The sequence below is a fragment of the Aquamicrobium sp. LC103 genome (assembly GCF_001014615.2).
In the GTDB taxonomy this organism is placed as follows: domain Bacteria; phylum Pseudomonadota; class Alphaproteobacteria; order Rhizobiales; family Rhizobiaceae; genus LBCQ02.
This window is the reverse complement of sequence record NZ_LBCQ02000010.1, coordinates 78,130-92,566: the sequence shown is the minus strand read 5'-3', so window position 1 is coordinate 92,566 and position 14,437 is coordinate 78,130. Positions and strand designations below refer to the sequence as shown.

General features: G+C 64.2%; 16 protein-coding genes. 11 read left to right on the top strand and 5 right to left on the bottom strand.

Annotated elements, in window-relative coordinates; all coding sequences use genetic code 11:
- Positions 1-141: 141 nt before the first annotated feature.
- Genes XW59_RS19400 through XW59_RS19390 form a run of 3 tightly spaced genes read left to right on the top strand, consistent with a single transcriptional unit; the run spans position 142 to position 3,139 of the window.
- Positions 142-750, top strand: coding sequence for a shikimate kinase (locus tag XW59_RS19400; protein ID WP_047147327.1), 609 nt, complete (start codon positions 142-144; stop codon positions 748-750).
- Entirely contained in the window at positions 750-1,871 is a 1,122-nt protein-coding gene (gene aroB / locus XW59_RS19395) for a 3-dehydroquinate synthase (RefSeq protein WP_047147326.1), read from the top strand. Before XW59_RS19400 ends, aroB begins: the two co-directional genes overlap by 1 nt.
- Complete coding sequence (locus tag XW59_RS19390; RefSeq protein WP_047147325.1) at positions 1,868-3,139, top strand: HlyC/CorC family transporter; 1,272 nt, start codon at positions 1,868-1,870, stop codon at positions 3,137-3,139. Before aroB ends, XW59_RS19390 begins: the two co-directional genes overlap by 4 nt.
- A 65-nt stretch (positions 3,140-3,204) precedes the next feature.
- On the opposite strand, the gene XW59_RS19385 is transcribed toward XW59_RS19390, so the two are convergent.
- Complete coding sequence (locus XW59_RS19385) at positions 3,205-4,500, bottom strand: MFS transporter (RefSeq protein ID WP_082137710.1); 1,296 nt, start codon at positions 4,498-4,500, stop codon at positions 3,205-3,207.
- A 102-nt stretch (positions 4,501-4,602) separates the two neighbouring features.
- Here XW59_RS19385 and XW59_RS19380 point away from each other — a divergent pair, with 102 nt between their 5' ends.
- Positions 4,603-5,061 carry a helix-turn-helix domain-containing protein gene (locus XW59_RS19380; RefSeq protein ID WP_047147324.1) on the top strand — a complete coding sequence of 153 codons (459 nt, stop codon included), beginning with the start codon at positions 4,603-4,605 and terminating at the stop codon, positions 5,059-5,061.
- A 74-nt stretch (positions 5,062-5,135) separates the two neighbouring features.
- Here XW59_RS19380 and XW59_RS19375 read toward each other — a convergent pair whose 3' ends face one another.
- Positions 5,136-5,438 carry a BolA family transcriptional regulator gene (locus tag XW59_RS19375; protein WP_047147323.1) on the bottom strand — a complete coding sequence of 101 codons (303 nt, stop codon included), beginning with the start codon at positions 5,436-5,438 and terminating at the stop codon, positions 5,136-5,138.
- A gap of 144 nt (positions 5,439-5,582) precedes the next feature.
- Between XW59_RS19375 and XW59_RS19370 the strand changes: the two genes are divergently transcribed.
- From XW59_RS19370 to XW59_RS19355, 4 genes are all read left to right on the top strand, one after another.
- Positions 5,583-6,203 (top strand): J domain-containing protein, encoded by a 621-nt coding sequence (locus XW59_RS19370; RefSeq protein WP_047147322.1) that lies wholly within the window; start codon positions 5,583-5,585, stop codon positions 6,201-6,203.
- Positions 6,204-6,281: 78 nt separating this feature from the next.
- Positions 6,282-7,268, top strand: coding sequence for a cobaltochelatase subunit CobS (cobS, locus tag XW59_RS19365; protein ID WP_047147515.1), 987 nt, complete (start codon positions 6,282-6,284; stop codon positions 7,266-7,268).
- Positions 7,269-7,273: 5 nt separating this feature from the next.
- Positions 7,274-9,166, top strand: coding sequence for a cobaltochelatase subunit CobT (gene cobT, locus XW59_RS19360; RefSeq protein WP_047147321.1), 1,893 nt, complete (start codon positions 7,274-7,276; stop codon positions 9,164-9,166).
- Positions 9,163-10,194, top strand: a complete 1,032-nt coding sequence (locus XW59_RS19355; RefSeq protein WP_047147320.1) for an esterase-like activity of phytase family protein — start codon at positions 9,163-9,165, stop codon at positions 10,192-10,194. Before cobT ends, XW59_RS19355 begins: the two co-directional genes overlap by 4 nt.
- 6 nt (positions 10,195-10,200) lie before the next feature.
- Here XW59_RS19355 and XW59_RS19350 read toward each other — a convergent pair whose 3' ends face one another.
- From XW59_RS19350 to XW59_RS19340, 3 genes are read right to left on the bottom strand one after another with little or no spacing between them, the layout of a single operon-like run.
- Entirely contained in the window at positions 10,201-10,563 is a 363-nt protein-coding gene (locus XW59_RS19350; RefSeq protein ID WP_047147319.1) for a response regulator, read from the bottom strand.
- Between the two features lies 1 nt (position 10,564).
- Positions 10,565-11,107, bottom strand: a complete 543-nt coding sequence (gene hpt / locus XW59_RS19345) for a hypoxanthine phosphoribosyltransferase (protein WP_047147318.1) — start codon at positions 11,105-11,107, stop codon at positions 10,565-10,567.
- A complete protein-coding gene (locus XW59_RS19340; RefSeq protein ID WP_047147317.1) occupies positions 11,107-11,745 on the bottom strand; it encodes a hypothetical protein in 639 nt (212 codons plus the stop codon). The genes hpt and XW59_RS19340 overlap by 1 nt, the downstream gene beginning before the upstream one ends.
- Positions 11,746-11,937: 192 nt before the next feature.
- On the opposite strand from XW59_RS19340, the gene ftsE reads away from it, so the two are divergent.
- The 3 genes from ftsE (at position 11,938) to XW59_RS19325 (ending at position 14,395) form a co-directional block, all read left to right on the top strand.
- On the top strand, positions 11,938-12,597 hold the full coding sequence (gene ftsE / locus XW59_RS19335; protein WP_047147316.1) for a cell division ATP-binding protein FtsE: 660 nt from the start codon (positions 11,938-11,940) through the stop codon (positions 12,595-12,597).
- Positions 12,590-13,579, top strand: a complete 990-nt coding sequence (locus XW59_RS19330) for an ABC transporter permease (RefSeq protein ID WP_047147315.1) — start codon at positions 12,590-12,592, stop codon at positions 13,577-13,579. The genes ftsE and XW59_RS19330 overlap by 8 nt, the downstream gene beginning before the upstream one ends.
- Positions 13,580-13,777: 198 nt before the next feature.
- Positions 13,778-14,395 carry a YdcF family protein gene (locus XW59_RS19325; RefSeq protein WP_052958303.1) on the top strand — a complete coding sequence of 206 codons (618 nt, stop codon included), beginning with the start codon at positions 13,778-13,780 and terminating at the stop codon, positions 14,393-14,395.
- The last annotated feature ends 42 nt before the right edge of the window (positions 14,396-14,437 follow it).

Here is a 14,437-nt window from a genome sequence, read left to right as displayed (position 1 = left end):
TCCGAAACGCTTATCCCCAAGGAATTCCTACCGTCCGCCACCCTTATGGGGTGCACGGGTGTTCATTTCAAGGCGTGGGAGCGGTGTGTCTGCTTGACGCAATCCTGCTTTTGATGTCGATACCTCGCAAAAGAGGCAGAGATGGACCCAGCCCTGAACATATCGGCGGACGACACCGCGTCGATGCTGCGCGACCGGCTCGCGGGCCGCACGATCGTCTTCGTCGGGCTGATGGGCGCCGGCAAGACGGTGATCGGCCGCAAGGTCGCCCAGACCCTGGAACTGCCGTTTCTGGACAGCGATCACGAGATCGAGGACGTGTCGCGGATGACGGTCCCGGAACTGTTCGAGCGCTATGGCGAAGGGGAGTTTCGCGCCCTCGAGCAGCGCGTCATCGAGCGCCTGCTGAAGGACGGGCCGAAAGTGGTCTCCACCGGCGGCGGCGCTTTCATGAACGAATATACGCGCCGCTGCATAGCCGAGAACGGAATTTCCGTCTGGCTGAAGGCCGATCTCGACCTTCTCATGGATCGCGTGTCCAAGCGACAGAACCGTCCGCTGCTGAAAAATACCGATCCGCGGGCGGTGATGGAAAAGCTCATGAATGAGCGCTACCCGGTGTATGCATTGGCCGACCTGACGGTGGTGACGCGCGACGTCAAGCGTGAAACGATCGCCGAGGAAGTCATCGATGCGCTGTCCGGTCATCTGGGCGGCGGCCGGGGGATCGGCGAAGGAGTAGACGGCTGATGACGAATTCCGAAGTTCTCGCGGTGAGGGTCGATCTCGGCGCGAGAGGGTACGACATACTCATCGGGCCCGGATTGATCGAGCGGGCGGGCGAGGAGATCGCCAGGCGCATTCCCGGCGCGCGCGCCATGATCGTGACCGACGACCACCTGGCTTCCGTCTATCTGGACGATCTCGTCGGTGCCCTGGCGAAATCGGGCATCGAGGCGACATCGGTGCAGGTGGCGCCGGGCGAGCAGAGCAAGAGCTTCGCGGCGTTGCAGGATGTCGTCCATGGCGTGCTGAGCGCGCGGCTGGAAAGAGGCGACGTGGTGATCGCGCTGGGCGGCGGCGTGGTAGGGGATCTTGCCGGATTCGTCTCCGGCATCGTGCGGCGCGGCATGAAATTCGTGCAGATGCCGACCTCTCTGCTCGCGCAGGTCGATTCCTCCGTTGGCGGCAAGACGGGCATCAACACGCCGCACGGCAAGAATCTCGTCGGCGTGTTCCAGCAGCCGGCGCTCGTGCTTGCCGACACCGGCGTGCTCAACAGCCTGCCGGAGCGCGAGTTCCGCGCCGGCTATGCGGAGATCGTCAAATACGGGTTGATCGACCGGCCGGAATTCTTCGAGTGGCTGGAGGCGAACTGGCGCGAGGTGTTCGCCGGCGGCGCGGCGCGTGCGCACGCGATCGCCGAGTCCTGTCGGGCCAAGGCCGATTTCGTGGTTCGCGACGAGTTCGAGACGGGTGACCGCACCCTGCTCAATCTCGGTCATACATTCGGCCACGCGCTGGAGGCCGCGACCGGGTATGACAGCAAAAGGCTGGTGCACGGCGAGGGCGTCGCCATCGGCATGGCGATGGCGTTCCGCTTCTCCACGCGGCTCAATCTCTCGAGTGCCGACGATGCGCGGCGCGTCGAATCTCATCTCGCGGAAGTGGGCCTTCCGATCTCCCCGCTCGATATTCGCGGCCAGCTTCCCGACGCCGAGCGCCTGCTCGCCTACATGGCGCAGGACAAGAAGGTGTCGCGCGGCTCGCTCAACTTCGTGCTGACGCACGGGATCGGCAAGGCCTTCGTCGCGCGCGACGTGCCGTCCTCGGAGGTGCTTTCCTTCCTGAAGGAGAGCCTTTCCTCATGACGACGGGAAACTGGATCGCGATCGGCGGGATCCTGATCCTGGTCGTGCTCTCCTTTTTCTTCTCGGGAACCGAGACCGGGATGACCGCCGCCTCCAAGGCGCGCCTGCATTCGCTCGCAGCGAGCGGGGACGAGCGAGCGAGTCTCGTCCAGCGCCTTCTGCAGCGCAAGGACCGGCTTGTCGGCGCGCTGCTCATCGGCAACAATCTCGTCAACATCCTCGCCTCCGCGCTCGCGACGAGCGTTCTCCTGTCGATCTTCGGAAACGCGGGCGTGCTCTACGCCACTGTCGCCATGACGATCACGCTCGTCATCTTTTCGGAAATCCTGCCGAAATCATGGGCGCTGGCGAAGCCCGAGCAGTTCGCGCTTTTCGCCTCGCGCTTCGCGCGGCTGACGATGTTCGTCTTCGGAGGGCTTTCGGCGATCGTGAACTGGATCGTCCGCATGCTCCTGTCGCTCTTCGGGGTGAACCTCTCCCGCGACGCGTCGATCCTGTCGGCGCACGAGGAGTTGCGGGGCACGGTCGCCGTGCTCCACAAGGAAGGCGCGGTGGTGAAGCAGGATCGCGACCGCATGGGCGGTCTTCTCGACCTGCACGAGCTGGAACTCTCCGACATCATGGTGCATCGCACCAACATGCGTTCGATCAACGCCGACGATCGTCCGGAGACCGTGGTCCGCGAAATCCTGCAGAGCCCGCACACGCGCATGCCCTTGTGGCGCGGATCGTCCGACAACATCGTCGGCGTGATCCACGCCAAGGATCTCCTGCGCGCCCTCAACGAGGTGGAGAACGACTTCTCGCGCATCGACATAATGAAGATCGCCGCGAAACCCTGGTTCGTGCCCGACACGACCACGCTGCAGGACCAGCTCAATGCCTTCCTGCGCCGCAAGTCGCATTTCGCCATCGTGGTCGACGAGTATGGCGAGGTCGAAGGCCTTGTGACGCTTGAGGACATCATCGAGGAAATCGTCGGCGAGATCGCCGACGAGCACGATCTCGACGTGCAGGGCGTCAAGCAGGAGGCGGACGGCTCGGTCGTGGTCGACGGCTCGGTGCCGATCCGCGACCTCAACCGCGCCCTCGACTGGGTCCTGCCGGACGAAGAGGCGACCACCATCGCCGGCCTCGTCATCCACGAGACCCAGACCATTCCCGACGAGAAGCAGGCCTTCACCTTCCACGGCAAGCGCTTCATCGTCATGAAGCGCGACAAGAACCGGATCACCCGGATCAGGATCAGGCCGGCCGTCGACGGCTAGGGCAGTTCAGGTTTTCAACGAAACGCCTTGGCCGTTGAGGCTGCACAATCCAAAAGACCGGCGCATCAGATGGCTCGCGTGGCGGCCATGGGCGTGGAACGCAGTGTCGCCAGCCAGAACGCAAGAGCAAGCGTACCGATGGTCGCGCCCTGGAGGCACACCCCCGTCCATCCGGCATGCGCATAGGCGATGGTCGAAAGGGAAGACCCGGCCGCGCTTCCAATGGAATAGAACACCATGTAGGCGGCCGTCAGCCGGCTCTGGGCCTCCGGGCGCACGCGATAGATCATCGCCTGGTTGGTCACGTGGACCGCCTGAAGGCCGAAATCGATGATCAATACGCCGGCGATCAGCCAGAGGATCGAGTGAGGCAGAAGCGCGATCGGCAGCCACGACAGAAGCATGAGCGACAGCGCGATGCCGGTGGTTCGTTGCGCGTGGCCTTGGTCGGCCCAGCGGCCGGCACGCGAAGCGGCGAGCGCGCCGGCCGCGCCGGCCAACCCGAAGAGACCGATCTCGGTATGGGAGAGCGAGTAGGGCGGCGCGCCGAGCGGCAGCACGAGCGGCGTGAGCAGCGTGGTGATCTGGGCAAAGATGAACATCGCCATCACGGCGCGGATACGCAGCACTGGCTCCTGCAGGAAGAGGCTGAGAAGGGAGACGATCAGCTTTGGATAGGAATGCCGGTCCCGAGACGTCTCAGGGATATTGCGGGGCAATTTCCTATGGAGCAGGAATGCGATGACCAGCGTCAGCGTCGCCGAAAGGAGATACACCGTGCGCCAGCCGGCAATATCCGTCAGGGTCCCGGCTACTACCCTGGCAAGCAGGATGCCGAGCACGATGCCGCTCGTCACGATGCCCACGATATGGCCCCGCTCGGCTGGCGGCGCGATGTTGGCGGCATAGGCGACAAAAGCTTGAGTCGTTACCGCAAGGAACCCCATCGCCGCCATCGCCGCAAGCAGCATCGACCCGCTGACAGACAGGCCCACGCAGATCAGAGCGGCCACGGACAGCAGCGTCTGCCAGATCACGAGTCTGCGGCGGTCGGTCAGATCGCCGAGCGGCACGAGGAGAACGAGGCCAAGGCCGTAGCCCAGTTGGGTCAGGGCAACGATAAGGCCGGTCGAGGCATGCGGAAGATCGAAATCTTCAGCCATGACGTCCAGCAGCGGATGAGCAAAATAGGCATTGGCGACCGCCAATCCGCTGGCGACGGCGAAGAGCAGAACGAGGCCACGGGAAAGGGTGGGCTCGCTCCCGGTCAGGCTGGCGGCCGGTTGCTGTTCCAGCGCCGCCCGGGCGCGCGCGGTGTCCGTCGCGGCGGCGGCCGGCGCCGTGTTTTCATCGGGTTGCATCGTTCTGTCCTGCGGTATGGTTTTATAATGAAACCATTTGATCCATACAGATGATGGTTTTATGATGCAACCTGAACTTTCGATTTGTGATTGGTCCAGCTCATGGTGAAACGCAAGAGCCTCAAGGGGGACTATTGCCCCAGCGCCCGTTCGCTCGACGCGATCGGCGACTGGTGGTCGTTGTTGATCGTACGCGACGCTTTTGACGGGCTTACCCGCTTCGGCGAGTTTCAGAAGAGCCTCGGCATTGCCAAGAACATCCTCTCAGCCAGGCTGCGAACGCTGATCGAAAAGGGGATACTGGAAACGGCGCCCGCGCCGGGCGGCGCGCATCAGGAATACCATCTCACCGAAAAAGGCCGTGCACTTTTTCCTGTCATGGTGGCGTTGCGGCATTGGGGCGAGCGCTATCTCTTCGCTCCTGACGAAAAGCGCTCGGTCCTGGTCGACCGTCGAAGCGGCCAGCGCGTCTCCCGGCTGGAAATCCGCACCGAGGAAGGACACCTCGTCGATCCAGACGAAGCGGTGATCATCAAGGTGCCTGAAACGGCGGAAAGCTGACGCAGCGATGCGAGGATGGCGAGGGAACGCGCCTCACCTTCCTGGTATATTGCCAGAACCTGAATTCGATCGCCCTACCAGCGCGTCGCCTCACCCGGAGCGGCCGGCTCGATCGCCAGCGCGTGGACGCTGCCTTCGAGCTCGCCGGTGAGCAGATCGTTGATCGCCCGGTGACGCTCGACCCGGCTCATCCCGGCAAAGGCGGCGGTCACGATGCGGACACGAAAATGGGTTTCACCCGTGCCGTCGAATATTTCATGATGGCCGGAGGCAGTGTGATGATGACCGGCGTGGAGATGGCTTTCGTTGATGACGATCAGACGTTCGGGGGAAAATGCCTGTTGCAGCTTCTCTTCGATTGTCGTTTGCATGGACAAGGACGGCTCCTTTCACCATATGAAGCTGATGCTTCGCTGCTGATCCGATTCACGCGTTAGGGGCGATCGGCGGCCAAAAGTCAATTCTTGTATCGCGGCGCGAAGCGCCCATAATCCAAACATTCGCTTCGACCTGAGTTCGGGATGAAACCCTATTCGAAATATTTCGAGAAAATCAGAATCCGCCCCGACCCGGAGGCGGAGGTGAAGTCGCGCGCGCCGGCCTGCCAGTGGGACGGCTGCGGCGAGGCGGGTACGCACCGCGCGCCAGTGGGGCGCATGCGCGAGGGCGAGTATTTCCGCTTCTGCTTCGAGCACGTGCGCGAATACAACAAGGGCTTCAATTATTTCTCGGGCCTTGCCGATACCGAGATCGCCCGCTTCCAGAAGGAAGCGCTGACCGGCCACAGGCCGACCTGGAAGATCGGCGTGAACGGACAGGCCGCCGCCTCCGCGGACTTCGCCCAGAAACGGTCGGGCAGGGCAGGCTATTACAATCGCATCCGCGATCCATACGGCATGTTCGGCGACGCTGCCCGCGATCCCGCCCGCCCGCGCGAGCGCAAGCTGAAATCGCTTGAGGCCAGGGCGTTGGAAACGCTTGGTCTTGATGCAAAGGCGACTGGCGCTGAGATAAAGGCGCGCTATAAGGAGCTCGTGAAACGTCATCATCCCGACGCGAATGGTGGCGACAGGGGTTCGGAAGATCGTTTTCGCGATGTGCTGCATGCCTATCGCGTGCTCAAACAAGCAGGTTTGTGTTAGGTCTCCGGTCTGCTAAAGACAGCCCCCGACAAGAACTTGAACACCAGCGGCAGCATCGCTTCCGCACGTGGAGGCATGATGAACAAGGTCGATCGCGACATCGCCAACCTGCCCGACACGACAGTGTCGGTCAAAGACACTTTCGGATTCGAATCATCGATGGTCGTTCCGGCCTATTCGGCCGCCAACGAGCACGTGCCGGACGTCGATCCGGACTATCTCTTCGACCGCCAGACCACGCTGGCCATCCTCGCCGGCTTCGCGTTCAATCGTCGCGTCATGGTCTCCGGCTACCACGGCACCGGCAAGTCGACCCATATCGAGCAGGTCGCGGCCCGCCTCAACTGGCCTTGCGTGCGCATCAATCTCGACAGCCATGTCAGCCGTATCGATCTCGTCGGCAAGGACGCGATCGTGGTCAAGGAGGGCATGCAGGTCACCGAGTTCAAGGACGGCATCCTGCCCTGGGCCTACCAGCACAATGTGGCGCTGGTCTTCGACGAATACGATGCCGGCCGTCCGGACGTGATGTTCGTCATTCAGCGCGTGCTGGAATCGGCGGGGCGACTGACGCTGCTCGACCAGAGCCGCGTGATCCGCCCGCATCCGGCCTTCCGGCTGTTCGCGACCGCCAACACGGTCGGCCTGGGCGACACGACCGGCCTCTATCACGGCACGCAGCAGATCAACCAGGCGCAGATGGACCGCTGGTCGATCGTCACCACGCTGAACTACCTGCCGCATGACGACGAAGTCGCGATCGTGCTGGCCAAGGCCAAGCATTTCCGCACCGAGAAGGGCCGCGACACCGTCAACAAGATGGTGCGCGTCGCCGACATGACGCGCTCGGCCTTCATCAATGGCGACCTGTCGACCGTGATGAGCCCGCGCACCGTCATCATGTGGGCGGAGAACGCGGAAATCTTCGACAATGTCGGCTTCGCCTTCCGCCTGACCTTCCTCAACAAGTGCGACGAGCTCGAGCGTCCGGTGGTGGCCGAGTTCTACCAGCGCGCCTTCGGCGAGGAATTGCCCGAGTCCGCCGCCAACGTGGTTCTGGGATAACATCCTTGGCTGGTCCCGGCGACAATACGCGCAATCGGCCCAACAAGGGCGGCGACACCGACGTCTTCAAACGCGCGGTGACCGTCTGCATGCGCGCGATCGCCGGCGATCACGAGCTGGAGGTCGCCTTCGCCAAGGACAGGCCGGCGCTTGCCGGCGGGCGGGCGCGCCTTCCCGATCTTCCCAAGAAACCCAGCTCGACAGACGTCGCGGTCACGCGCGGCCTCGGCGATTCCATGGCGCTGAAGCGGGCCTGCCACGACAGCCGCGTCCATATGAGGCTTGCGCCCGAGGGCAAGCAGGCACGAGCGATCTTCGACGCGGTCGAGCAGGCGCGCGTCGAGGCGATCGGCAGCCGGGCCATGCTCGGCGTGGCCGAGAACATCGGCTCGATGCTCGAGGACAAATATGCGCGCGCCAATCTCGCGAGCGTCTCCGAGCAGGCCGACGCGCCGCTGGAGGAAGCGATCGCGCTGATGGTGCGCGAGAAACTGACCGGCCGCCCAGCACCGAAGAGCGCCGCCCGCGTCGTCGATCTCTGGCGCGAGTGGATCGAGGAAAAGGCCGGCGCCGACCTCGACGGCCTCGCCGACAAGCTGGAGGACCAACAGGCCTTCGCCCGTGTCGTGCGCGAAATGCTCGCCTCCATGGAGATGGCCGAGGAGCTCGGCGAGGACGAGCAGAGCGAGGAAAGCCAGGACGACGAGAACCAGCCGCAAGGCGACGAACAGACCGAGGAAGGCGGCGAGGAGGATTCCGGCGCCGACCAGTCGCAGGCGGAGGAGGCCGATTCCTCGAGCGAGGACGCTCAGGACGGCGAGATGGAGGCTGCCGACGCGGATGCCGACGAGACCTCCGACGAGGAGGATGTCGACGCCGAGACGCCGGGCGAAGCGCGTCGCCAGGACAATCCCTTCGCAAATCTTCCCAGGGAGATCGACTACAAGGTCTTCACCACCGCCTTCGACGAAACGGTGGGCGCGGAAGAGCTCTGCGACGAGGAGGAGCTCGAGCGTCTGCGGGCCTTCCTGGACAAGCAGTTGACGAATCTGCAGGGCGTCGTCGGGCGCCTCGCCAACCGTCTGCAGCGGCGCCTGATGGCACAGCAGAACCGGTCCTGGGATTTCGACCTGGAGGAAGGCGTGCTCGATACGGCGCGGCTGCTGCGCGTCGTCATCGATCCGATGCAGCCGCTTTCCTTCAAGCAGGAACGCGACACGAAATTCCGCGACACCGTGGTCTCGCTGGTGCTCGACAATTCGGGCTCGATGCGCGGTCGCCCGATCACGGTCGCGGCCACCTGCGCGGACATTCTCGCGCGTACGCTCGAGCGCTGCGGCGTGTCCGTTGAAATCCTCGGCTTCACCACCCGTGCCTGGAAGGGCGGGCAGGCGCGCGAGAAGTGGCTGAAGGACGGCAAGCCCGCCAGCCCCGGCCGGCTCAACGACCTGCGCCACATCATCTACAAGAGCGCCGACATGCCGTGGCGGCGGGCGCGCCGGAATCTCGGCCTGATGATGCGCGAGGGGCTGCTGAAGGAGAATATCGACGGCGAGGCGCTGCTTTGGGCGCACCAGCGGCTGATCGCGCGACCCGAGCAGCGCAAGATACTGATGATGATCTCCGATGGCGCGCCGGTCGACGATTCGACGCTGTCGGTCAATCCCGGCAACTATCTCGAGCGCCATCTGCGCGCGGTGATCGACCTCATCGAGACGCGTTCGCCGGTCGAACTGCTCGCCATCGGCATCGGCCATGACGTGACCCGCTACTATCGCCGCGCCGTCACGATTGTCGATGCCGAGGAACTGGCCGGCGCGATGACCGAGCAGCTCGCCGCGCTCTTTGGCGAGGAAACGCAGAGGGAGAGCCGCCGCTTCGCCCGGCGCGCGGGATGATCCTACGGCAAGCCGCGGCTGCCGCGGCCTTCCTCGCTGTCGCTGCGGGCCTTTCCGCCGTCTTCCCCCACCGCGCCCATGCACAGCTCGCCTCGACCGCGCCCGTCGAGTGGATGGAGGTGCGAGCCAAGCCGATCGGCCGTTTCCGGCTGGGTTCCAGCCAGACCAGGTTCGGCCCGTTGGAATTCGTCGGGGGATTGGAGCTCGCCTCCAGCGGAAAGGATTTCGGCGGCTTCTCCGCGATGCGCTTCCTGGAACCGGGCACCGCGTTCGTCGGCGTGGCGGACACCGGCTTCTGGTTCTTCGGCAGGCTGATGCGCGATGCCGAGGGGCGGCCGGCTGGGGTGGAAGAGTTCCGCATGTCGCCGATGGTCGACGAGGCCGGCCAGGTGATCGGCGACAAATGGTATGTCGACGCGGAGGGGCTTGCCGTCCATGACGGCATCGCCACCGTAAGCTTCGAGCGCGAGCATCGCGTTGTCGAATACCGCATCGATCCGGACGGCATGGCCGGCCCCATCCGCAATCTCGACTTCGTGATCCCGAAGGAGGAATTGCGCCGCAATGCGGGACTGGAGACCGTCATCAAGTCTCCGGAAGGCGGGCCGCAGCACGGCGCGCGCATCGTCATCGCCGAGCGCAGTCTCGATCCGCTCGGCAACATCTTCGGCGCGGTCATCGAGGGGCCGGAACGAGGCGTCTTCACGGTCGCGCGCAGCGACGGCTACGACGTCACCGACGGCGCCTTCCTGCCCAATGGCGACCTCCTGATCCTGGAGCGGCGGTTCACCATCGCGCAGAGCATTTCCATGCGCCTGCGGCGGATACCGGGCGGAACGGTGAGGGCGGGCGGCCTGCTCGACGGACCGGTGCTGATGGAGGCCAATATGGCTTATCGCATCGACAACATGGAAGCGCTGGACGTGTGGCTGCGCGAGGACGGAGCGACGATGGTGTCGATCATGTCCGACGACAACCAGTCCGTCTTCCAGCGCAGCCTCTATCTGGAATTCCGGATGGTCGAGTAAAGGCCCTCAAATGAGGGCCTTGGCGACTTTTTCGCGGATCTGCGCCAGCGAGAACGGCTTGGGGACGACGTCGATGACGATGTCTTCCAGATCGGCGGCGCGCTCGCGCTGTTCGGCGTAGCCGGTCATCAGCAGGATCTTCAGGCCCGGAAATTCGCCCGCCGCGCGCTTGGCCATCTCGATCCCGTCCATGGCCGGCATGCGTATGTCGGAAAGGACGAGGTCGAACCGGCCCTCATTCTCGCGGATGCTCGACAGTCCCTCGTCGCCATCCTCGGCCGTGGAGACCTCGAAACCGGCGCTTGCAATGGCGCGCGCGGTGAAGGTGCGGACGGCTTCGTCGTCTTCGACGATGAGAACTTTCGCCATGTCAGGCATCTCCCTTGACCACGCCCACGAAGGGCAGTTCGCGAAACGCGTGCGCGACGTCCATGCCGTAGCCGACCACGAAATAGTCGGGGCATTCGAAGCCGACGAAGTCGGCCTTCAGGTCGGTCTGGCGCCGCGTGTACTTGTCGAGGAGCACGGCGATCGACACGTTCCTCGCGCCGCGCGACAGCATCAGCTCGCGCGTGAATTTCAGCGTCTTGCCGGATTCCAGGATGTCGTCGATCAGAAGCACGTCGCGCCCGGCAACCTCGTTGTCGATGTCGCGCAGCACCTTGACCTCGCCGCTGGTCGTTCCCGCGCCGTAGCTGGAGATGAAGATGAACTCCACTTCCGGTGACAGCCCGGTGTCGTGCATGGCACGAATCAGGTCGGCGGCGAAGATGAACGATCCCTTGAGGATCGAGATCACCAGCAGGTCCTGGTAGTCGCGTTCCGCGATGTCCTTGGCGAGCTCCAGATTGCGCCTGGCGATCGCCGACGCGCTGAACAGCACCTCTATGTCCTTGCCTCTCACGACAGGCATCAATGATCTCCTTCCCGGAAGGTTACCGCGACCGACTTCACGCCATCCGCAGGCGGCTCCAGCCGGCTTGAAAAGGAAAAGCGCTCTCCCGGTTCCAATACCGCATCGTTGGTTCCCAGAAAGTAACGCCGGCTTTGCCCGTCATTTCCGATGACGGCAATGGCGAGTGGCGGCACCGGGATCGCGCCCGAGCCGACATTCCGCGCCTCGCCTTCTACAAGGAGAACCGGCTTTCCGCCAAGGTTTTCCACACGGCTTTTCAATTCGCCGATGTGCAGGGGCTGCGCCGTCTCTCCGGCGGGCATGGGCACATGCCTCAACAGCGCATGGCCGCCCGATATCCAGAACGTGGCGGCGACGAGTGCCGCGCCGAAGAGCCAGAAGGCGGGCCCGCCGCGGGTTTTGAACCATCCGGAAGCGGCGGCGCCTGCCCCACCGCGCAGCGTCTCCATGCCGTCGGGCTCGCCGTGTTTTCCGATGCGTCCGGAGAAAAGTCGCGCGTTGCGAAACCCCGTATCGCCGAGGATTTCGAAATCGGCGTCCGTGAACTCGGCTGCCGTCGCCCGCGACGGTCGCTCCTTGTGGGTTCCGGCCATGATTTCGCCGGAAACCGGGCGTGCCTTTTCATACTCGCTCATGCCGGCTGCCGTCCTTTCGCGGCGTTGCGTACGGGGTACCCTTCAAAAGGTTAATGCTTCGCGTCGTCGCAGGTTCGACATGTGCATTTTAACCGGACGTTAACCATGCGAAACCATGGTCGAACATTACGCGTGGGTCGGGCGCTTCGGCGTGCCGGACCGTGAAAGTCAATCGATAGCAAGGCCGCTCCTTTGATTCGCTTCGAAAATGTCGGGCTTAGATACGGGATGGGGCCGGAGATTCTCCGCGACATATCCTTCCATCTGCCGGAGCGCTCCTTCCAGTTCCTGACCGGCCCGTCGGGGGCGGGCAAGACGACGCTGCTGCGGCTCCTGTTCCTGTCGCTCAAGCCGACGCGCGGGCTGATCAGCGTGTTCGACAAGGACCGGTCGCGAATCGGCCCGACGGAGCTGCCGCTGATTCGCCGCCGGATCGGCATCGTCTTCCAGGATTTCCGCCTGCTCGACCACATGACGACATATGAGAACGTGGCGTTGCCGCTCCGGGTGAGGGGACGCGACGAGGCGAGCTACCGCGGCGACGTCATCGAACTTCTGAAATGGGTGGGGCTCGGCGAGCGCATGCATGTGCTGCCGCCCGTGCTTTCCGGCGGCGAGAAGCAGCGCGCGGCGATCGCGCGCGCGCTCATCGAGCAGCCGGAGATTCTGCTGGCCGACGAGCCGACGGGCAATGTCGATCCGCCGCTGGCGCGCCGCCTGCTGCGGCTTTTCATCGAGCTCAACCGGCTGGGCACCGCCGTGGTCATCGCCACGCACGATCTCGGGCTGATGGATCAGGTCGACGCACGCCGCATGATCCTGTCGGGCGGGAGGCTGGACATCTATGATTGACCTTCCCGCCGCCGAGGAAGCGCCCCGTCCGCTGCATCCGGGCATCTCGCAGGTTTCGAAGGCGCATCGCAAGCTGGCGCCTATCGTGCCGGCGCAGAACATCGCCGGCCATGCGCTCATCCTGGTGATCGCGATCATGACCTTCCTGTCCTGCCTCACCCTGGGGGCGGTGACGCTGGTCAGCGACACGGCGGCGACGTGGCAGACCCAGATCGCGCGCGAGGCGACGATCCAGATAAAGCCTGCCGACGATCTCGACATGGAAGCCGCGCTCGCCTCGGCACAGTCGATCGCGAGTCGTTTCGCCGGCGTACGTTCGGCGTCCATCGTCGACCGCGCGGCGACGGCGCGCCTGCTCGAACCCTGGCTCGGGGCCGGGCTCAACATAGACGAATTGCCGGTGCCCCGTCTCGTCATCGTCACGATAGATCCGACCAATCCGCCGGATTTCGCCGCCTTGCGTCAGGCGCTTTCGGCCGAAGTGCCGCGCGCCGCGCTCGACGATCACCGCACCTGGGTCGACCGGCTGGTGGCAATGGCGCGAACCACCGTCACGATCGGCTTTTCGGTGCTGATCCTGATGCTGTCGGCGACGGTGATGACCGTGGTGTTCGCCACGCGCGGCGCGATGGCCGGTAACGGGCACATCATCGAGGTTCTGCATTTCGTCGGCGCGGAAGCCCGCTTCATCGCCGGCGAGTTCCGGCAGCATTTCCTGCTCACCGGCATGAAGGGAGCGGCGGCCGGCGGGCTCGCCGCGATCATCGTCTTCGTCGGCTTTTCCTGGTGGTCGTCGCGCAATCTCGCGACGCCGGAAGCAGACCAGGCCGCCGCCCTGTTCGGAAACTTCGCCATCGGCAGCGCGGGTTATCTGGGCGTTGCGCTGGTGGTGGTCGTCATCGGAATGCTGACCGCCGCCACGTCGCATTTGACGGTGATGTCTTATCTCAGCGACATCGACATGCGGCAGCACGACGCGTGAGGATTCACGAATGACAACGCCATGTAACGCATTGTGTAACAGTTACGCGGAAATCACTGTCAAATACCGCATTTGACGGTTAACCCTTTTTGAGGATGGTCGGGAGCATTGAGCGTGGATAGCAGCCCTGCACATCGCCGACGGCGCCAAGGTTCGCGTGCGTTTGCGCGCCCGCTGCGCGCGCTTCTCTATTCCGTCATGGGCATGTTCCTGGCTGCCTTCGCTTTCGTCGGCGGCTTTGCCGCCTTCTCGTTCCACGTCGCCGGCCTTTCCACACCGACGGATCCGAAGCCTGCCGACGCGATCATCGTGCTGACCGGGGGCCACTCGCGGCTCGATGCCGCGGTCGATCTCCTCAAGTCCGGCAAGGGCAGGCGCCTCCTCATCAGCGGCGTCAATCCGATCGCGCGGGTCGCCGACCTGCAGCTCGCCACGGGAGGCGACGCGCGGCTGTTCTCCTGCTGCGTCGACATCGACCACGTTGCGCTCGACACGATCGGCAATGCCGAGGAGAGCGCCAAATGGGTCAGTTCCCATTCCTATGGAAGCGTCATCCTCGTCACCAACAACTATCACATGCCGCGCAGCCTGCTCGAAATGCAGCGGCTGCTGGCTGGTGCCGAGCTTCAGCCCTATCCGGTCGTCAACACGAGCCTCACCGGCACGGAATGGCTGTCGAGGCCGAAAGCGTTGCGCGTGCTCCTGACCGAATATACGAAGTATCTCGCGGCGGTGGCGCGGGGCCTGCTGCCCCGGCCGTCGCTGCCCGAAACGCCCTCCATCGAAGCATCCGCCAGTGCGATGGTGATGGACTAGGGCCGATTTCGGCTTCCGCAATCACGGCGTTTGCGTTTTCGC

What these genes read in the sequence shown, in the direction of transcription:
- XW59_RS19400 (WP_047147327.1), top strand. Translation starts at nt 142, where the DNA reads ATGGACCCAGCCCTGAACATATCGGCGGACGACACCGCGTCGATGCTG.
- aroB (WP_047147326.1), top strand. Translation starts at nt 750, where the DNA reads ATGACGAATTCCGAAGTTCTCGCGGTGAGGGTCGATCTCGGCGCGAGA.
- XW59_RS19390 (WP_047147325.1), top strand. Translation starts at nt 1,868, where the DNA reads ATGACGACGGGAAACTGGATCGCGATCGGCGGGATCCTGATCCTGGTC.
- XW59_RS19385 (WP_082137710.1), bottom strand. Translation starts at nt 4,500, where the DNA reads ATGCAACCCGATGAAAACACGGCGCCGGCCGCCGCCGCGACGGACACC.
- XW59_RS19380 (WP_047147324.1), top strand. Translation starts at nt 4,603, where the DNA reads ATGGTGAAACGCAAGAGCCTCAAGGGGGACTATTGCCCCAGCGCCCGT.
- XW59_RS19370 (WP_047147322.1), top strand. Translation starts at nt 5,583, where the DNA reads ATGAAACCCTATTCGAAATATTTCGAGAAAATCAGAATCCGCCCCGAC.
- cobS (WP_047147515.1), top strand. Translation starts at nt 6,282, where the DNA reads ATGAACAAGGTCGATCGCGACATCGCCAACCTGCCCGACACGACAGTG.
- XW59_RS19355 (WP_047147320.1), top strand. Translation starts at nt 9,163, where the DNA reads ATGATCCTACGGCAAGCCGCGGCTGCCGCGGCCTTCCTCGCTGTCGCT.
- XW59_RS19350 (WP_047147319.1), bottom strand. Translation starts at nt 10,563, where the DNA reads ATGGCGAAAGTTCTCATCGTCGAAGACGACGAAGCCGTCCGCACCTTC.
- hpt (WP_047147318.1), bottom strand. Translation starts at nt 11,107, where the DNA reads ATGCCTGTCGTGAGAGGCAAGGACATAGAGGTGCTGTTCAGCGCGTCG.
- XW59_RS19340 (WP_047147317.1), bottom strand. Translation starts at nt 11,745, where the DNA reads ATGAGCGAGTATGAAAAGGCACGCCCGGTTTCCGGCGAAATCATGGCC.
- XW59_RS19330 (WP_047147315.1), top strand. Translation starts at nt 12,590, where the DNA reads ATGATTGACCTTCCCGCCGCCGAGGAAGCGCCCCGTCCGCTGCATCCG.
- XW59_RS19325 (WP_052958303.1), top strand. Translation starts at nt 13,778, where the DNA reads ATGGGCATGTTCCTGGCTGCCTTCGCTTTCGTCGGCGGCTTTGCCGCC.